This is a genomic window from Streptomyces sp. NPDC006691 (assembly GCF_042869955.1).
Classification (GTDB): domain Bacteria; phylum Actinomycetota; class Actinomycetes; order Streptomycetales; family Streptomycetaceae; genus Streptomyces.
Window position 1 is genome coordinate 71,233 of record NZ_JBIAGW010000007.1, and the last position, 17,403, is coordinate 88,635.

Here is a 17,403-nt window from a genome sequence, read left to right on the forward strand (position 1 = left end):
AGGGAACGCGCAGATGAACCTCTCCTTCCTCACACTCGGCGTCACGCTGCTCGCCGGGGTGCTGGCGGTCCTGGGGCTGCGCTCCTACGGGGCGGGCCGCGCCCAGCGCGAAGCCCTCATCGACCGGCTCAGCAACCCCGGCGCCCAGCACGCATCCGGCCGGAATCGTCCGTTCCGGGGGGTGGACCGGCGGCTGCGCGGTACGAAGCTCGGCCGGCGCATCGAGCTGAAGCTGGCCGCGACCGGCCTGGACCTGACGCCGGGCGAGTTCTTCGTCTACATGCTGGCCGGGGTGGCCGCGCTGTGGCTGATCGCAGCGTCCGTCCTGGCGTCCTTCTTCGGCCCGCTCGCCGGCCTCGCCGCGCTGTGGGGCGCCAACTCCTTCCTCAACTGGCAGCGCCAGAAGCGCATCGAGCGCTTCATCAACCAGCTGCCCGAGCTGTCCCGCATACTCGCCAACGCCACCCAGGCGGGCCTCGCCCTGCGTACCGCGATCGCCATGGCGGCCGAGGAGATGGAGGCCCCCGCGGGCGAGGAGCTGGGCCGGGTCACCGACCGCCTGGCCGTCGGCGAGTCCCTTGAGGACGCCCTGGGCGAGATCGCGGACCGGCTGCCCTCACGTGAACTGGTGGTCCTGGTGACGACGTTGGTGCTGGCCAACCGCGCGGGCGGCACGGTGGTCAGTTCGCTGCGCAACCTGACCACCACCCTGGAGGAGCGCAAGGAGACCCGGCGCGAGGTGCGCACCACGCTGGCGCAGGTGACCGTCACCGCGTACGCCGTGCCCGGCTTCGGTATGGCCGCGCTCCTGATGCTGAACGCCGTGATGCCGGGCGCGCTGGACCGGATGACCGGCGCGTTCCTCGGCCAGGCGGCCGTGCTGATCTCGATCGCCCTGTACGCGCTCGGATTCTTCGTGGTCCGGCGCCTGTCCCGCATCGACGTATGACTACCCGACACGAGAGAGGGGGAGTGAGCGACACATGGGACTGCTCTTCGCGGCTCTGATGGGCCTGAGCGTGTACGGGATGTTCCTCGGCATCCGTATGTACCGGGCCGAGGTGAAGCTCCCGAGCGACCTCTCGGTGGCCCTGGAGGTCGGTGCGACGCGCACCACCGCCGTCGGCTCGGCCGTCGACCGGCTGGGCATGCGCTGGGCGCCCGCCGTGCTGCGGATGATGGGCCCCGAGCGGGTCGCCAGGAAGCGCCGCCAGATCGACCTCGCGGGCAACCCGGGCGGCCTCACGGTCGACCGGTACGCGGCCCGTCGCGCGGTGTACGGGATGCTCGGCACGGCGGCGACGCTGGTCATGCTGCTCGAAGGGCACTGGATCATCGCGCTGGTGATGGTGGCCTTCGCCCTGTTCTGGGTGGAGGTCGGCATCTGGTCGGCGGTGCGGGTGCGCCGGGACCACATCGAGCGCACCCTGCCCGACTTCCTGGACGTCCTCGCCGTCGTGGTCAGCGCCGGCCTCGGCTTCCGCCAGGCCCTCGACCGTGTCGCCGACAAGTACGAGGGGCCCTGGGCGGACGAACTGCGCATCACTCTGCGCCAGATGGACATGGGCGTCAGCCGCCGTCAGGCCTTCGAGGAACTGCGCAAGCGCAACGACTCCGAGCAGGTCGCGATGTTCGTGACCGCGCTCCAGCAGGGCGAGGAGCTGGGCGCGCCCATCGTGGACACGCTGATAGCGATCGCCGCCGACATGCGCCGCACGGACGCCCAGAACGCCCGCCGCAAGGCTGCCCGGGCGGTCCCCAAGGCCACCTTCGCCGTGACGACCTTCCTGCTGCCGGGCACCCTGATCCTGCTCAGCGTGGGTTTTGTGTACGGGGCCAACCTGGACTTCGGGGGCTTCCTCGGGGGTCCGAAATGACGCTCCAACTGACATATGGCGCAAGGGGGTTGAAGATGCCGGTACTGCGCAGAGCGACGACGCAACCGGTGCGGCCCCCCACGCTCGCCCTCCAGATCAACGCTCTCCAGGCGATGTGTCGCCAGGTGTTCGGCTTCCGACTGGCGATGATCGCCATAGGCGCCCCCTTCGCGCTCGCGGGCGCCGCGAAGGGAGCGCCGGGGCTGCTGGTGGGGGCGGCGGTCCTGGTCACGTTCATGGGCTCGTACGTCCTGTTCCGCGACTGGGAACGCTTCGGGCCGCTGCTGCTCAACCACCCCTGGCTACTCGCGGTCGACGCGGTGTTCGGCGCGCTGCTGCTGATCACGGCGACCCCGGAATCCTCCCTCGGCTACGTCACCACCTGCACCCCGCTCCTCGCCGGCCTGGTCTACGGCTGGCGCGGGGCGGGCCTCTTCGCGGGGCTCCAGGTGGCGATCCTGACCCTGGTGTACGCGACGGGACCGCGCCATCAACTGGCGGACGCTTCGGCGCTGTTGCTGCCCGGCTTCTGCGTGATGGCGGGCGCGGTGGGCGTCACCATCCGCAATCTCCTCTTCCGCTTCGGCGCCGCGAGTCAGGCCCTCACGGAGACCCGGGCCCGGCTCGCCGCGCACGACGCGGTCGAGGAGGAGCGGGCCCGGCTCGCCCGCGACCTGCACGACTCGGTGGCCAAGACCCTGCACGGCCTGGCCCTCGCCGCCGACGGTCTGGCGGCCTCCGCCGACCGGATGGACCCGCCGGCGCTGCGCCACCGCGCCGAACTGGTGGCACGGGCCGCGCGCCGCGCGGCAGCGGAGTCCCGCGAACTCCTGGGCGATCTGAGACGAACACCGGGCGAGATCGATGTGGCACACGAACTGTCGATCCTGGTACGGGACTTCACCGCCCGCACTGCCGTGCGGGCGGAATGGCGACTGCTCGGCACCGAACCGGTGCCGTCGCTCCCGGTGGGAGTGGCCCGTCAGCTCCTGATGATCGCGAGTGAGGCTCTGGACAACGCCCACCGGCACGCGGGGCCGGCCGCCGTCCAGGTCCGGGCGGGAGTCGAGGGAGCCCTGTTCCGGCTCAGCGTCCAGGACGACGGCCGGGGCCTCCCGCCCGGCACCACCCTGGACGATCTGAAGCGCACGGGCCACTTCGGCCTGGTGGGCATGGTGGAGCGGGCGGCCGCGATCGGCGCGCGGATCAGGGTGGGGCGGGGGAGTGCTCCCGCAGGTACCGAGGTGCGTGTGGAACTTCCGCTTGGTAGAGCGGAGTTGGGGCCGTCATGACCGGAGGTGGCGCGGTGCCGAACAGAGCCATGGCGCATCGGAAGGGCGGCGCCGGGAGGGACCCGCTGCGGATCGTGGTCGCGGACGACAACCCGGTGGTGCGGGCGGGCCTGACCGCGCTGTTGCACGGCCGCGAGGACATCGAGGTGGTGGCGGAGGCGGCTGATGGCCAGGAGGCGCACGAGGCGGCGCTGCGGCACCGCCCGGACGTGATCCTGCTGGACGTACGCATGCCGGGCGTCGACGGCATTTCGGCGCTGCCGCACCTGGTGGGCCTTGCACCTGTAATGATGCTGACGTACAGCCGCGAGAGCGAGATCGTGCGGGAGGCGTTGCGGCTCGGGGCCGGTGGGTACTTGGTCCACGGGGAGTTTACTGCGGACGAACTCATCGCAGCAGTAAGGGGTATGGGGCAGGGGAGGGCCGTCTTCACCACCACGGCGGCGAACGCGCTACTGGCCCATGTGCGCGAGCATCCGGACCGGCCTGCGGTCAATTCCGCCGAATCTCTTTCGCAACTGCAATCGTTTGTGGCACAGTCTTCAACTGCACGGCGAGCGGGGTTCATGGGCAACAGGGAAGACTTCAGGCTGAGTTCGCGGGAAGCCGAGGTGATGGAGTTGATCGCGGCGGGCATGAGCAATCAGCAGATCGCGGCCACGTGCTTCATCAGCGAGAAGACGGTCAAGAACCACATCAACCGCATCTTCGCGAAGCTGCACAGCACGACCCGCAGCGAGGCGATCGCCCACTGGCTGGGGGTGCGCCATGCGTGACTCCCGTCTTTGGGCCCGCATTTGGGCCCCTGGGCCCTCGGAGGCTCCCCCGACCCCGGCTTACGTTCCCGATGACGTACGCGATGCCGCAACCGGAGGAGAGCCGCGAGATGCCGCAGGACACGCTGCTGAGGACCGCCGTCGCCGCGCAGCTGCGGGCGCGCGACTGGCGGGACACCGCCATCACCCGGGCCCGCGCCCGGTACGCCTCCGGGGAGCGGGATCGGGGGCAGACGTCGTTCGAGTATCTGGGGATCATTTTGGTGGTGGTGGCGATCATCGGCGGGATTATGGCGACGGGGATCGGCAGCGAGATCACGACCAAGATCAAGGAACAGATCGGCAAGATCAAGGCGGGCGGCTGATCCCACGGCTTCATGAAGACGTAGGGCAGGCCTTCCCCATCTATATCGTGATGGTGGCAGGCCTGCTCTTTCTTGCGTTCGCATTCTTTGCAGTCGGTCAAGCATCTGCCACGCGTAACGGAGCCCAAGGGGCTGCGGACGCGGCGGCTCTCGCGGCGGCACAGCGAGCCCGTGAGGAGTGGGGCCCGAAGGTATTGACGGCGCTCACGATGCCCGGTGGTCTCGACAACATCTTCACGGACGGCGTCGTCATAGGGGACGCACGGGCCGAAGCCGGTAACTTCGCGGCGAGAAACCATGCTGACCTGACCGCGTTCGAACCGTCCTCCGGGGGCACCGGCCGATTTAAGTTCACCGTGGGTACAACAACCCGGTACACGGTGGGTGAATCGGTGATTCCAGGTACTGAGGACGAGCACGGGACCGCCCACGCCACAGCGATGATTGAGCTGAGGTGCAGCCTGCCGCCCAGTGGCGGTGGTACCACTCCGACTCCGGCGCCCACGCCGGCGCCAACATCGTCGTCTACGCCACCTCCGGTCACGATCACGTGCGACGGCAAGGACTTGCCCGTCGAGCCCATGCCCGATCTGGAGAAGATCTTCACTGTGAAACTGGTCGACTGAGAGCAAGTGACGAGCAGAGGAATGGCACCGATGAGTGTTCGGCATACCTTGAGGCCTCGGAACGGGGCCGTGGCGACCGCGATGGTGATCGTCTTGGCGTTCGTTTCCGCTGGATGCGGCGACGGGGGCAAGGACGGCAAGGCGAGCGCGGGTGCTTCATCGCAGGCGGGGTCCTCGTCCTCCGCCAAGGGGCAGCAAACGAACACAGCGGCTGCCTCTTCGGACTCCACCACCAAGCTCGCGGAGGCCACGGGCGAAGGAGGCGTCGTTCTCGCCATCAACAGCGTGAAACGCGACTCGGGCGGGTTCCTGACGGTCGCGGGCCAGATGAAGAACACCGGCGCCGATGACTTCGTAGCCACGTCACCCTGGGCAGGCACGGAGCGGGACGTACTCGCAAGTGGTGACTCGGTAGCGGGTGCGACGCTCGTCGACAAGGTGGGGAAGAAGCGGTACTACGTCCTGCGCGACACTGGCGGAAAGTGCCTCTGCACCATGGGCATTTCTAGTATCAAGGCGGGTCAGACGGTACCCATATTCGCCCAGTTCCCCGCCCCACCCGCCGGCACCAAGGACGTCGACTTCCAGCTCCCGACCTTCCCCACCATGACCGTCCCCGTCTCCGGGTGATCACACCATGACCAGAACCCGGCACGCAGCCGTAGCGATCGCCGCCGCGCTAGTCCTGGCCGCCGGTGGTACCACCGCATACGCCGACGGGACGCCGAGCAGCCCCCCACTGCCCGGCACCGAGGCCACCACCGATCCTTCGATGAAGGTCGACGGGACCTCGCCGAATCTGAAGCTCCCCGAGGGCGGCACGCTCGCCGCGCCCAAGGTGCTCGACATCAAGTCGATCGTCGAGGACCAGGGCGGCGAGGAACGCCGTTCGGACACCAACACCAGCGTGACGTTCGCGCTCCAGGCGGAGGTGCTGTTCGCCATGGACAGCGCGGCGCTCTCGCCCGACGCCAACGACCGCATCCAGGGCATCGCCGCCGAGATCAAGAAGCAGAAGGCGACCAGCGTCCGCGTCTTCGGCTTCACCGACAACCTCGGCACGCACGAGCACGGCGTGGTGCTGTCGAAGGAGCGTGCCGACGCCGTGCAGAAGGCGCTCGCGCTTTCCCTCGGCCCCGATGTCACCTTCGAGATCCGGGGCTACGCCGAGGACTACCCGATCTCCGACAATTCGACGGAGGACGGCCGCAAGAAGAACCGCCGCGTGGAGGTCAGCTTCACCCGGAGCAGCGGGTAGCGGTCCGCGCGATCATGGCTGCGATCAACTGACGTCCGGGCTCCGGGAGTTAGCCGGGCGGCACCCCGGGTAACCGGCCAGGGCGGCGGTACCGCCGCGCTCCGGCGGGCCGTCGGGGTGGGAAATAGGGCGGGCCGAGACCCAGCCAATCCACAGGAGTGGTTGTTACGGTGCGGGGTATGAAGCCAAGGCTGGTACGGAGCCGTGCGGCAACCGCTGGGGTGTGTCTGATCGCCTTCGCCGCCGTGGCGGCCTGCGGGCCCGGCGGGGCGAGTGGCCAGGGCGCCGAGGGTTCCGTGCGGGACACCTCGGCCGCGCCGGGCGCGAGCGGTACCGCGCAGGTGAAGGCGGCCGCCGGGGCGCTCAGCAGTGACCAGCTCGCCAAGGCCGCGCTCGTGACCGGTGACGTGAAGGACTTCTCGGCCGAACCCCTTGAGGGCGGCACCCCCACCGGCAGCTCCCGGACGGCCAAGTCCGCGTGCATGCCCTTCGTGGCCGTCATCAACGGCACGCCCGACCCCGCGCCCTCCGCGACCGTCTACCGGCGCCTGGTGAAGGCCAGCGAGGACGGGCAGGCCGACCAGACCGTCGTCACCGAGGTGCTCGGGGCCCACCCCTCCGGCGCGACCGATGTGCTGCCCCGGCTGCGTACCGCCATCGGCGCCTGCGCCGACGGGTTCAAGACCAAGGGCGGCGACCTGGAGCCCAGCGAGTTCACCGAGGTCAAGGAGGTGCCCGCGCCGAAGGTCGGTGACGAGGCCCTCGCGTACGAGCTGATGGGCACCGCGCAGGGCGATCCGGTGCCGATGGTGTTCCTGGTGGTGCGGAGCGGGACGACGGTCGTGACGTACTACGCCGTCGACGTCACCGGCGACGACACGCCCCAGATTCCGGCCGAGCTCGCCGTTGCGCAGGCGGCCAAGCTCAAGTCCTGAGATCCTGACCGGTCGCGACGGCGACCCGGGTGCCCGGCCGCAGGCCCCACGCGGCCATCGTGCCCGCCTCCGCCTCCAAGACGTACCGGGCCCGCGGCCGGATCGCGCCGAGGCGCCCCGGGCGCATCGTGCGGACGGCGATCACCCGGAGCCGGCGGTCCAGATGGGCCACGTCGATGGCGAAGCGCATCCGGAAGGTGTGCACACTGCTCGCGGGGGTGAGGAGGATCGCGCCCGTGATGCCGTCGCGGCCGAGCAGGCCCCGCGTACGGGCCCGGTAGGACGCCGCGATCTCCAGCGGGACCGTCGTGCCAGGCACCCCGGCGCCGTCGAGCACACGCAACTCGCCCGTTCCGTCCCTCCATCGGCCCATGGATAAACGGTAGTCGCTCGCAGGGCCGCCGCGTAGGGTCCGCAACATGGGCCGAAACATCAGGAACCACAACAACCGCCCCTTCGAGGAACTGATCGACGAGGCCGCGTCCGTCTCCGTCGACGGCTGGGACTTCTCCTGGCTCGACGGCCGGGCCACCGAAGAGCGGCCGTCCTGGGGGTACGCCCGTTCGATGGCCGGGCGGATGGCCAGGGCCACCGCCGCCCTCGACGTCCAGACCGGCGGCGGCGAGGTCCTCGCCGCCGTGCCGCAGCTGCCCCCGCTCGCCGTCGCGACGGAGGGCTGGCCGCCGAACGTCGCCCGCGCCACCGGCCTGCTCCACCCGCGCGGAGTGGCGGTCGTCGCCGACGAGGACAAGCCCCCGCTGCCGTTCGCCGACGGCGCCTTCGACCTGGTCGTCAGCCGTCACCCCGTCACCACTTGGTGGTCGGAGATCGCCCGTGTGCTCTCCCCGGGCGGCACGTACTTCTCCCAACAGGTGGGCCCGGCAAGCGTGTTCGAGCTCGTCGAGTACTTCCTGGGTCCGCAGCCGCCGGAGGTGCGCGGCGGGCGCGACCCCGGCAAGGCGCGCAAGGAGGCGGAGAGCGCCGGGCTCGAAGTCGTCGATCTGCGCCTGGAGAAGCTGCGGACGGAGTTCCTGGACATCGGCGCCGTCGTCTACTTCCTGCGCAAGGTGATCTGGATGGTGCCCGGCTTCACCGTCGAGGAGTACCGCGACCAGTTGAAGGCGCTGGACGAGCAGATCCGTACCGAAGGCCCCTTCGTCGCGCACACGACACGCTTCCTGATCGAGGCGCGGAAGCCGCTGAGGCCCACGCGCGCTGCTTAGCATCGGGGCATATGGGGACAATTGCCGATCCAAGGGTAGGGCGGGGCGCGCAGCCGCCGAGGACGCCCGTACCCGCCATCTTCCGCATCCCGCGCGTACGCATCGGCCGGCCCGCCCTCCTGTGGTGGGGGTGGGCCGCCGCGCTCTTCCTGCTGTACGCCACCATCTCGGCCCGCCGCCAGGCGCTGGTCCGCACCACCGGCTACGACCTCGGCATCTTCGAGCAGGCCGTCCGCGCGTACGCCCGGCTGCGCGCACCCGTCGTCCCGCTGCGCGGTGACGGCTTCAACCTCCTCGGCGACCACTTCCACCCCGTGCTCGCCGTCCTCGCCCCCCTCTACCGCGCCTTCCCCACCCCCTACACGCTGCTCATGGCCCAGGCCGCGCTGCTGGCGCTCGCCGTGGTGCCGCTCGCCCGGCAGGCCGCGCGGGTCCTCGGCCGCCGGGCCGCCCATGTCGTGGCCTGCGGATACGGGCTGAGCTGGGGCATCGCATCGGCGGTCGGGTTCGACTTCCACGAGGTGTGCTTCGCGGTCCCGCTGGTGTCCTACGCCCTCGAAGCGCTCGCGCGGCGCAACTGGCGGCGCGCGCTCGCCTGGTCGGTGCCGCTGCTCCTGGTCAAGGAGGACCTCGGGCTCACGCTCGCCGCGATCGGGGCGTACGTGGCCTGGCGCGGCCCGCGCCGCCTCGGCATCGCGGCCGCCGTCCTCGGCCTGGTGGGCAGCGCGCTCGAATTCAAGGTCCTGATGCCGTACTTCAACCCGGCCGGCACCTATGCGCACGCGGCCAACCTCGCACCCGGCCACCACTCCCTGCTCACCACGCTCGCCCTCGCGCCGCTGGACGCGGTGCGCCCCGAGGTGAAGGCGACCACCCTCGTCCTCGTCTTCGCTCCGGCCGCGCTCATCGCGCTGCGCTCACCGCTCGCCCTGATCGCGGTGCCGACGCTGGGCTGGCGGATGCTGTCCACCAACGCCTTCCACTGGGGGACGGCCTTCCACTACACGGCCGTCCTGATGCCCGTCGTGTTCGCCGCCCTCGTCGACGCACTGCGGCCGTACGCCGCCGCCGGCGACCCGCTCGCCCGGCGGCATGTGCGGGCCTCGCTCGCGACCGTCGCGGCCGTGACGCTGATCCTCGTCCCGTCCTTCCCGCTCGCCCAGATCGCCCACCGCTCCACCTGGCGCACCACCGCGCACGTCACGGCCGTACGCGAACTGCTCCGCCGCATCCCCGACGGCGCGACCGTCGCCGCCTCCAACCGCCTTGTCCCGCAACTGACTTCACGCACCACGGTCGCCCTGTTCCCGACCTTCCCGGTGCACTGGACGCTGTACTCGACGGACGGCCCGATCCCGCCGCCGACGGCCCAGTGGATCGCCTACGACCGCGTCCCCCCGGAGTCGTGGCCCTACCCGCCCGGCCCCTGGCCCTACCCGGCGCCCCGGCAGGAGCAGGAGTACGCCGCCACGCTCGCGCGGTACGGATACGTACGGGTGGCGGAGGCGGACGGTGTCTCGCTGCTGCGCCGCAGCGGCCGACCCCCGCGCGGGGACGGCCCCCGGTAAGCGCTCTCGTGTACGGGACGGCATCGGACGGTCACACCGTGCTGTTCCGCTTGGGCCAGTGGAGTGAAGCTCGGGCGGAGCGGATTTTGACGCTCCGAACCAACCCGTGAGCGCCGTGACGAGTCGGCCACGACCCCTCTGACCTGCACGGTCAAGCTCCCTCCCGGCGCCGGCGTCACCCCTGAGGGGGACCGGAAAACCGTACTGGCCCGGTTTCGGAGCGTAGTTCCGGGGCGCCGTGGCACCCAGCACCACTTACGAAGGGTTATGGTGGAAACCCCCCCTCGGGCCGGTCCGTATCCCCCCCACGGACCGGCCCGTTTTTTCTTCGGCACCCCCGAGCCGGGCCCGCGGTACGTCGGCCGGACCGGATGCCGTCAGCCGCGGCGGGCCCAGATGTTGGTGCCCTCGGTGTCCACGGCGAAGGTGTCGATCTCCTTCAACTCCGCGTCGCTGAGCGCCGGTCCGGCCAGCGCCGCCACGTTCTCCTCCAACTGCCGCACGCTGGACGCGCCGATGAGCGCGGACGTCATCCGCGGGTCGCGCAGCACCCAGGTCAGCGCCAGCTGCGCGAGCGACTGGCCGCGCCGCACGGCGATGTCGTTCAGCCCGACCAGACGCCGTACCACCTCGTCGCTCAGCAGGCTCGGGTCCAGGGACTTGCCCTGGGTCGCGCGCGAACCCTCCGGGATGCCCTTGAGGTACTTGTCGGTGAGCAGGCCCTGGGCGAGCGGCGCGAAGGAGATGCAGCCCATGCCGGCGGTCTCCAGGGTGTCGAGCAGCCCGTCCTGCTCCGTCCAGCGGTTGATCATCGAGTACGACGGCTGGTGGATCAGGGCCGGTACGCCCATCTCCTTCAGGAGCCGGGCGGCCTCGGCGGTCTGTTCGCTGTTGTACGAGGAGACGCCCACGTACAGCGCCTTGCCCTGCTGGACGGCGGACGCGAGCGCGCCCATCGTCTCCTCCAGCGGGGTCTCCGGGTCGAAGCGGTGCGAGTAGAAGATGTCGACGTGGTCCAGGCCCATGCGGTTCAGGGAGGCGTCGAGCGAGGACAGCAGGTACTTGCGCGAACCCCACTCGCCGTACGGCCCGGGGTGCATCAGATAACCGGCCTTGGTGGAGATGACGAGCTCGTCCCGGTACGCGGCGAAGTCCTGGCCGAAAATCTTGCCGAAGTTGAGCTCGGCGGAGCCGGCCGGCGGTCCGTAGTTGTTGGCCAGGTCGAAGTGGGTCACACCCAGGTCGAAGGCGCGGCGCAGGATCGCGCGCTGGGAATCCAGGGCGCGGTCGTCACCGAAGTTGTGCCACAGGCCGAGCGATACGGCGGGAAGCTTGAGGCCACTGCGACCCGTGCGGCGGTACTCCATGGAGTCGTAGCGGTCGGCGGCGGCGAGGTAGCGGAGCGATTCAGTCACGTTTCCCTGCTTATCACGGACTTGTGACAGACCGAGTTGGGCCGCCGTGACCCGTCCGCAGTACTGTGCTTTCCCTGGGGCTGCCGGAGTACGGGGCGGCGGCGGGCCCCCGGAAGGCAACGAGAGGGTGGAATCGGTGAGTTTGCGCGACCTGGTGTACAGGCTCTATGCCCGCCGGGTGGAAGGCCGCCTCGACCACGACCAGGTGCCCAAGCACATCGGCGTCATCCTGGACGGCAACCGGCGCTGGGCCAAGGCCTCCGCCCGCAGCCCCGAGCAGGGCCACCAGGCCGGAGCCAGCAAGATCCAGGAACTGCTCGGCTGGTGTGCCGAGACGGACGTCGAGGTCGTCACCCTCTGGCTGCTCTCCACCGACAACCTGGACCGCCCCGAGGACCAGTTGACCCCGCTGCTCGGCATCATCGAGGACGCGGTACGGGACTTGGCGGCGGACGGACGCTGGCGGGTCCACCACGTCGGCAACGCGGATCTGCTGCCCGGGCACACCCAGGCGGTGCTCAAGGAGGCCGAGCAGGCCACGCACGACATCGACGGAATACTGGTCAACGTCGCCGTCGGCTACGGCGGGCGCCAGGAGATCGCGGACGCGGTCCGCTCACTGCTGCACGAGCACGCGGCGAAGGGGACGTCCTTCGAGGAGCTCGCGGAGATCGTCGACGTCGAGCACATCTCGGAGCACCTGTACACGCGCGGGCAGCCCGATCCCGACCTCGTGATCCGTACGAGTGGGGAGCAGCGGCTTTCCGGCTTCATGCTGTGGCAGTCGGCCCACTCCGAGTACTACTTCTGCGAAGTCTTCTGGCCGGCCTTCCGCAAGGTCGACTTCCTCCGCGCCCTGCGTGACTACGCGGCGCGGCACCGGAGGTACGGCAGCTGAGGCACGGGCCGAGTGCCGGTGGCCGTCCGCGGGCCGTGCGTGGCCGGTCGCGCAGTTCCCCGCGCCCGTGTAGGTGACCCCGCAAGCCTCGGCGGCGCCGGCCGGCACCGGGCACCTCGGCCGTCACGGGGATCTCGCCCCGCCCTCAAGGCCTCGGGGGAGTTCGAGGACGGGTGCCGTTCAGGCGCGATACGGGGTCCGGGGCGGAGCCCCAGTGGGAACTCCAGGCATATGACGGGGCATGGCTTCGCGTGTTCGAGGGCATAACCCACCCAGGTCGACGTCCGGACCACGGGCGTCGGATCTCAGTGGGTGGCGGCAACGCCATCCGCCCGGGAGGCCCTTTGCACCAGGACGACCGCGCACCGCGCGCGGGCGACGTGGAGGGCCGGAGCTCGGCCCGCGCAGCGCGGTCGAAGCCCGGTCCCCGTTTCCGCGACGCCGTCGCACCCCGTTCTCATGCGCCTCTTACGAGGGGGTACGTCCTTCCGTGGTGACCAGCACAAAGCGCCGCATGCCCGACCGGCGCACCTACGTCCTCGACACCAGCGTCCTGCTGGCCGACCCCAACGCGATGACCCGGTTCGAGGAGCACGAAGTGGTGCTCCCCATCGTCGTCGTCACAGAGCTGGAGGCCAAGAGGCACCATCCCGAGCTCGGCTACTTCGCCCGTCAGGCCCTGCGCCTGCTGGACGACTTCCGGGTCCGGTACGGACGTCTCGACGCCCCCATCCCGATGGGCGAGCTAGGCGGCACCCTCCGTGTCGAGCTGAACCATTCCGATCCCGGCGTACTGCCCGCCGGCTACAGGTTGGGGGACAACGACTCCCGCATTCTCGCCGTGGCCCGCAATCTCCAGGCGGAGGGATTCGACGTCACCGTCGTGTCCAAGGACCTGCCGCTGCGGATCAAGGCGTCGTCGGTGGGTCTGCTCGCCGAGGAGTACCGGGCCGAGCTGGCCATCACCGACTCCGGCTTCACCGGCATGGCCGAACTGCCGCTGAGCGGCGAACAGGTCGACCTGCTCTTCGAGGAGGAGACGCTCTACGTTCCGGAGGCCGCCGAGCTTCCCGTCCACACCGGCCTCGTGCTGCTCTCCGAGCGCGGCAAGGCGCTCGGGCGGGTCTCGCCGGACGGCAACGTCAAGCTGGTGCGGGGTGACCGCGAGGCGTTCGGCATCCACGGCCGCAGCGCCGAACAGCGGATCGCGCTCGACCTGTTGCTCGACCCCGAGATCGGCATCATCTCGATGGGCGGACGGGCCGGCACGGGCAAGTCGGCGCTCGCGCTCTGCGCGGGCCTGGAAGCCGTCCTGGAGCGCAGGCAGCACAAGAAGGTGATGGTCTTCCGGCCGCTGTACGCGGTGGGCGGCCAGGAACTCGGCTATCTGCCGGGGTCCGAGGCCGAGAAGATGGGTCCCTGGGCCCAGGCCGTCTTCGACACGCTGTCCGCGGTGACCAGCCGTGAGGTCATCGAGGAGGTCACGTCGCGCGGGATGCTCGAAGTCCTGCCGCTCACCCACATCCGGGGCCGCTCGCTGCACGACGCATTCGTGATCGTGGACGAGGCGCAGTCGCTGGAACGGAACGTCCTGCTGACCGTTCTGTCCCGGATCGGGGCCAATTCGAGGGTGGTGCTCACCCACGATGTGGCCCAGCGCGACAACTTGAGGGTCGGTCGGTACGACGGTGTCGTGGCGGTCGTCGAAAAGCTCAAGGGACACCCGCTGTTCGCGCATGTCACCCTCACCCGGTCCGAGCGTTCGCAGATCGCCGCCCTGGTGACCGAAATGCTGGAGGACGTCTCGATCTGAGGCAGTAAGCGACAGTTGGCGCCGTCCGGTGAGCGCAGCAGCTTAGCCGGGCGGCGCCTTCATGTGTCTGCGGTTGGAAAAAACTACTGGGGTTGTCGAGGTGTGAGGTTTCACACGCAACGGGGAATTGCCTTGCGGCGTCGGCTTCCGGCAGAGTCTTGGATCCGTCAGGCCCCGCATACGGCACCCCTGTATCCCGGGTACCCCGGTACCCACGCAACTCAATAGCTGAGCCGTATGCCGCCCGCGCATCACGCGGCACTTCCCGCAGGGGAGTTGCCCATCGGGTCAGTTCCTCCCGTGACCCAGCAGTTGGGAGGAGAGAGCCAGGGGCACGATTGCGTCCGCGAGGTCACCCGTGCGGATGCTGCTGGAAGGAAACCGTGTGAGCCGGATCTCGGTCCGGGGGTTCGCGGTGGCATCTGCCACTGCGGTCACCACCGTTGGCGCCGTTGTCGGCGTTGCCGCAGGAAGCCCTGCCGCTGCTTCGAACGACAACTTCGAGGCGACCGCAGCCGACACGACGCTTCTTGCGGACATCCCCGCCGGCCAGCAGGCCCAGGTGCAGACCGCGTCCCTGACGCAGCAGGCGGACGCGCAGTCCGCCCAGGCGAGTGCCACCGCGAAGAAGTCCGCCGAGGAGGCCGCGCGCGTTCGGGCCGCCGAGGACGCCAAGTCCAAGAAGGACGCGGCGGACAAGGCGAAGGCCGACAAGGAGGCCGCTGACGCCAAGGCCCGCGACCTGGAGACCCAGGCCGCCAGCCGCTCGTCGAGCCGCACCGACTTCGCGGTCAAGAGCTCCTACTCGATCGCCGAGATCCAGTCGATCGCCCGGCAGATCGTCCCGGCCGACCAGTTCCAGTGCTTCAGCCACATCGTGAACAACGAGTCGAGCTGGGACTACACCGCCACCAACTCGGGTTCCGGTGCCTACGGTCTGGTCCAGGCGCTGCCGGCCTCCAAGATGAGCTCGGCCGGCTCCGACTGGCAGACCAACCCGGCCACGCAGATCAAGTGGGGCCTCAACTACATGAACTCCAGCTACGGCAGCCCTTGCGGCGCCTGGTCGTTCTGGCAGGCCCACCAGTGGTACTAGAGATCGTCAGGTAGGCCGGCCCGGCGGAGAATCAGCCGACAGCCGCTCAACCTTCCGGAGCCCCGCACCGTCCTTCGGTGCGGGGCTTCGCCCGTGTACGGTCAGAATCACGTTTCGGGGGTACGCGGTGGGGCGACTCAGTGTCGGGGAAAAGGGAAATGGCGGGATCATGTCGAGAGTGCCCGGTTTGCTCGGACGGCTAGGCGCCGGACTGACCCGGATGGGAGAGCGTCTGGAGGAGCGCAGGGCCGAGACGGAGGCCGATGCCGGGCTCGACCCGGTGGTCCTCGATCCCGCGCCCCCTGTGTCCGTGCAGAGCCCCCCGCCCAGGAAGCCGCCCGCCGCCCTCGCCCCCGACCCGTCGGGCGAGCCGTCGGCCGAGATGGCGCCCGCCGACGAGCACGCCCCCGAGCACGTGCCGCCGCCGCCTTCGTACGCGCCCGCGGTCTCCGCCCGGCCCGATCCGGTCGACGCGGTGCCGTGGAGTATGCGGGTCGCCGCCGCCGTCGGCTGGCGCCTGCTCGTGCTCGCCGGGTCCATCTATGTGCTGACGCAGATCATCAGCGCGGTCAGCCTGGTGGTCCTCGCGTTCGTGGCGGCCCTGTTGATCACCGCCCTGCTCCAGCCGACCGTCGCCCGGCTCAAGCGGATGGGGCTGCCCAGGGGCCTGGCCACCGCGCTCACCGCGATCTCCGGGTTCGTCATCATGGGGCTCGTCGGCTGGTTCGTGGTCTGGCAGGTCATGGACAACCTCGACGATCTGTCCAGCAAGGTGCGGGCCGGTATCGAGGAGCTCAAGCGCTGGGCCCTGAACAGCCCGTTCCACGTCACCGAGGACCAGATCAACCAGATCGCCAAGAACCTCAGCGACACCATCGGGGCCAACACCAACGAGATCACCAACGCCGGGCTCCAGGGCGTGACCGTCCTCGTCGAGGTCCTCACCGGGATACTGCTCGCGATGTTCTCGACGCTGTTCCTGCTGTACGACGGCCCCAAGATCTGGCAGTGGGTCCTCAACCTGGTGCCGGAGGCCGCCCGTCCGGGCGTCGCGGGTGCGGGGCCCAAGGCCTGGCGCACGCTCACCGCGTATGTGCGCGGCACGGTGATAGTGGCCCTGATCGACGCGATCTGCATCGGCATCGGCATCTACTTCCTGGGCGTGCCCATGGCGGTGCCGCTCGCCGTGTTCATCTTCCTGTTCGCCTTCATCCCGCTGGTCGGCGCGGTCGTCTCGGGTGCGCTCGCCGTGGTGGTCGCCCTGGTCACCGACGGCGTGTTCAACGCGCTGATGGTGCTGCTCGTGGTCCTGGCCGTCCAGCAGATCGAGGGCCATGTGCTTCAGCCCTTCATCCTGGGCCGCGCGGTCCGGGTGCACCCGCTCGCGGTGGTCCTCTCGGTGGCCGCCGGCGGTCTGGTGGGCGGCATCGGCGGCGCGGTGGTCGCGGTCCCGCTGGTCGCGGTCACCAACACGGTGGTCGGCTATCTGCGGAAGTACTCCCGCGAGAACGCCCTGCGCAGCGCCCGGGCGATCGAGGGGGCCCCGCCGGCCGCCGCGGTGCCCGCCGTGACCGCGGACCGCGAGTAGTCCGGCCGTACGCGTGCCGACCCCGTGGGCACGCGGAACACCCCGTCCGCGGGGGAACGTACACCTGCCGAAAGGGCCCCGCCGGTGCGCTACCGGCGGGGCCCTTCTGGTGTTCCGTACGTGTTCCGTACGCGGTCCTACTGGGCCAGCGCGGCCTCGGAGTCGAGGGTGACGCCCACGGCCTGGATCACCGCGGCGATCTTGAAGGCCTCCTGGATCGTCTCGCGGTCGACACCGGCCTTGCGCAGCACCTGCTCGTGCGAGTCGAGGCACTGGCCGCAGCCGTTCACCGCGGAGACGGCGAGCGACCACAGCTCGAAGTCGACCTTCTCCACGCCCGGGTTGCCGATGACGTTCATCCGCAGACCGGCCCGCAGCGTGCCGTACTCCGGGTCGGAGAGCAGGTGGCGGGTGCGGTAGAAGACGTTGTTCATCGCCATGACCGCGGCGGCGGCCTTGGCCGCGGTGTACGCCTCGGGCGACAGGTTGGCCTTGGCCTCCGGCTCCAGCTCGCGCAGCACGATCGGGCTGCGCGAGGCGATGGCGGTGGCGAGCACCGTGCCCCACAGCTGCTGGGCCGGGAGCTCGGAGTTGCCGATGACCGAACCGAGGTTCAGCTTCAGGTCCTTGGCGTAGTCCGGTACGGCGGACTTCAGCGCGTCGAGGGACATGG

General features: G+C 70.0%; 18 protein-coding genes. 15 read left to right on the plus strand and 3 right to left on the minus strand.

Annotated features, from left to right (window positions below; all coding sequences use genetic code 11):
* Window positions 1-13: 13 nt before the first annotated feature.
* The 9 genes from ACFYNP_RS17805 (at window position 14) to ACFYNP_RS17845 (ending at window position 7,129) form a co-directional block, all read left to right on the plus strand.
* Entirely contained in the window at window positions 14-949 is a 936-nt protein-coding gene (locus ACFYNP_RS17805; RefSeq protein WP_388406186.1) for a type II secretion system F family protein, read from the plus strand.
* 34 nt (window positions 950-983) lie between these two features.
* The gene (locus ACFYNP_RS17810) at window positions 984-1,877 is read left to right on the plus strand and encodes a DUF5936 domain-containing protein (protein ID WP_388406189.1); all 894 of its coding nucleotides are present in this window, start codon (window positions 984-986) and stop codon (window positions 1,875-1,877) included.
* Window positions 1,874-3,169 carry a sensor histidine kinase gene (locus ACFYNP_RS17815; RefSeq protein WP_388786346.1) on the plus strand — a complete coding sequence of 432 codons (1,296 nt, stop codon included), beginning with the start codon at window positions 1,874-1,876 and terminating at the stop codon, window positions 3,167-3,169. Before ACFYNP_RS17810 ends, ACFYNP_RS17815 begins: the two co-directional genes overlap by 4 nt.
* A gap of 29 nt (window positions 3,170-3,198) precedes the next feature.
* Window positions 3,199-3,945, plus strand: coding sequence for a response regulator (locus ACFYNP_RS17820; protein WP_388786612.1), 747 nt, complete (start codon window positions 3,199-3,201; stop codon window positions 3,943-3,945).
* Window positions 3,946-4,055: 110 nt separating this feature from the next.
* On the plus strand, window positions 4,056-4,310 hold the full coding sequence (locus ACFYNP_RS17825; protein WP_388786347.1) for a hypothetical protein: 255 nt from the start codon (window positions 4,056-4,058) through the stop codon (window positions 4,308-4,310).
* Between the two features lie 50 nt (window positions 4,311-4,360).
* Entirely contained in the window at window positions 4,361-4,936 is a 576-nt protein-coding gene (locus ACFYNP_RS17830) for a pilus assembly protein TadG-related protein (RefSeq protein ID WP_388786615.1), read from the plus strand.
* Window positions 4,937-5,020: 84 nt separating this feature from the next.
* Complete coding sequence (locus tag ACFYNP_RS17835; RefSeq protein WP_388786618.1) at window positions 5,021-5,566, plus strand: hypothetical protein; 546 nt, start codon at window positions 5,021-5,023, stop codon at window positions 5,564-5,566.
* Between the two features lie 7 nt (window positions 5,567-5,573).
* Window positions 5,574-6,194: an OmpA family protein gene (locus ACFYNP_RS17840; RefSeq protein WP_388406200.1), complete on the plus strand. Its 621-nt coding sequence runs from the start codon at window positions 5,574-5,576 to the stop codon at window positions 6,192-6,194.
* Window positions 6,195-6,373: 179 nt separating this feature from the next.
* Window positions 6,374-7,129: a hypothetical protein gene (locus ACFYNP_RS17845; protein WP_388406202.1), complete on the plus strand. Its 756-nt coding sequence runs from the start codon at window positions 6,374-6,376 to the stop codon at window positions 7,127-7,129.
* Here the strand turns inward: ACFYNP_RS17845 and ACFYNP_RS17850 are convergent.
* Window positions 7,119-7,502, minus strand: coding sequence for a DUF192 domain-containing protein (locus tag ACFYNP_RS17850; protein WP_388786349.1), 384 nt, complete (start codon window positions 7,500-7,502; stop codon window positions 7,119-7,121). The two genes, ACFYNP_RS17845 and ACFYNP_RS17850, sit on opposite strands and share 11 nt — an antisense overlap.
* Before the next feature lie 46 nt (window positions 7,503-7,548).
* On the opposite strand from ACFYNP_RS17850, the gene ACFYNP_RS17855 reads away from it, so the two are divergent.
* Together ACFYNP_RS17855 and ACFYNP_RS17860 are read left to right on the plus strand one after the other, a co-directional pair.
* A complete protein-coding gene (locus ACFYNP_RS17855; protein WP_388406207.1) occupies window positions 7,549-8,352 on the plus strand; it encodes a class I SAM-dependent methyltransferase in 804 nt (267 codons plus the stop codon).
* Window positions 8,353-8,363: 11 nt separating this feature from the next.
* Window positions 8,364-9,920: a DUF2079 domain-containing protein gene (locus ACFYNP_RS17860; protein ID WP_388786350.1), complete on the plus strand. Its 1,557-nt coding sequence runs from the start codon at window positions 8,364-8,366 to the stop codon at window positions 9,918-9,920.
* A gap of 377 nt (window positions 9,921-10,297) precedes the next feature.
* Here the strand turns inward: ACFYNP_RS17860 and mgrA are convergent, their stop codons facing one another.
* A complete protein-coding gene (gene mgrA, locus ACFYNP_RS17865; RefSeq protein ID WP_388786352.1) occupies window positions 10,298-11,335 on the minus strand; it encodes an L-glyceraldehyde 3-phosphate reductase in 1,038 nt (345 codons plus the stop codon).
* A 136-nt stretch (window positions 11,336-11,471) separates the two neighbouring features.
* Between mgrA and ACFYNP_RS17870 the strand changes: the two genes are divergently transcribed.
* The 4 genes from ACFYNP_RS17870 (at window position 11,472) to ACFYNP_RS17885 (ending at window position 16,730) form a co-directional block, all read left to right on the plus strand.
* Window positions 11,472-12,233, plus strand: coding sequence for an isoprenyl transferase (locus ACFYNP_RS17870; RefSeq protein WP_388406216.1), 762 nt, complete (start codon window positions 11,472-11,474; stop codon window positions 12,231-12,233).
* A gap of 490 nt (window positions 12,234-12,723) precedes the next feature.
* Complete coding sequence (locus ACFYNP_RS17875) at window positions 12,724-14,046, plus strand: PhoH family protein (RefSeq protein ID WP_100574855.1); 1,323 nt, start codon at window positions 12,724-12,726, stop codon at window positions 14,044-14,046.
* Window positions 14,047-14,431: 385 nt separating this feature from the next.
* The gene (locus ACFYNP_RS17880) at window positions 14,432-15,142 is read left to right on the plus strand and encodes a transglycosylase SLT domain-containing protein (protein ID WP_388406219.1); all 711 of its coding nucleotides are present in this window, start codon (window positions 14,432-14,434) and stop codon (window positions 15,140-15,142) included.
* A 169-nt stretch (window positions 15,143-15,311) separates the two neighbouring features.
* Window positions 15,312-16,730 carry an AI-2E family transporter gene (locus ACFYNP_RS17885; RefSeq protein WP_388786353.1) on the plus strand — a complete coding sequence of 473 codons (1,419 nt, stop codon included), beginning with the start codon at window positions 15,312-15,314 and terminating at the stop codon, window positions 16,728-16,730.
* Window positions 16,731-16,867: 137 nt separating this feature from the next.
* Here ACFYNP_RS17885 and ACFYNP_RS17890 read toward each other — a convergent pair whose 3' ends face one another.
* Window positions 16,868-17,401, minus strand: coding sequence for an alkyl hydroperoxide reductase (locus ACFYNP_RS17890; RefSeq protein WP_345253202.1), 534 nt, complete (start codon window positions 17,399-17,401; stop codon window positions 16,868-16,870).
* Window positions 17,402-17,403: the final 2 nt, after the last annotated feature.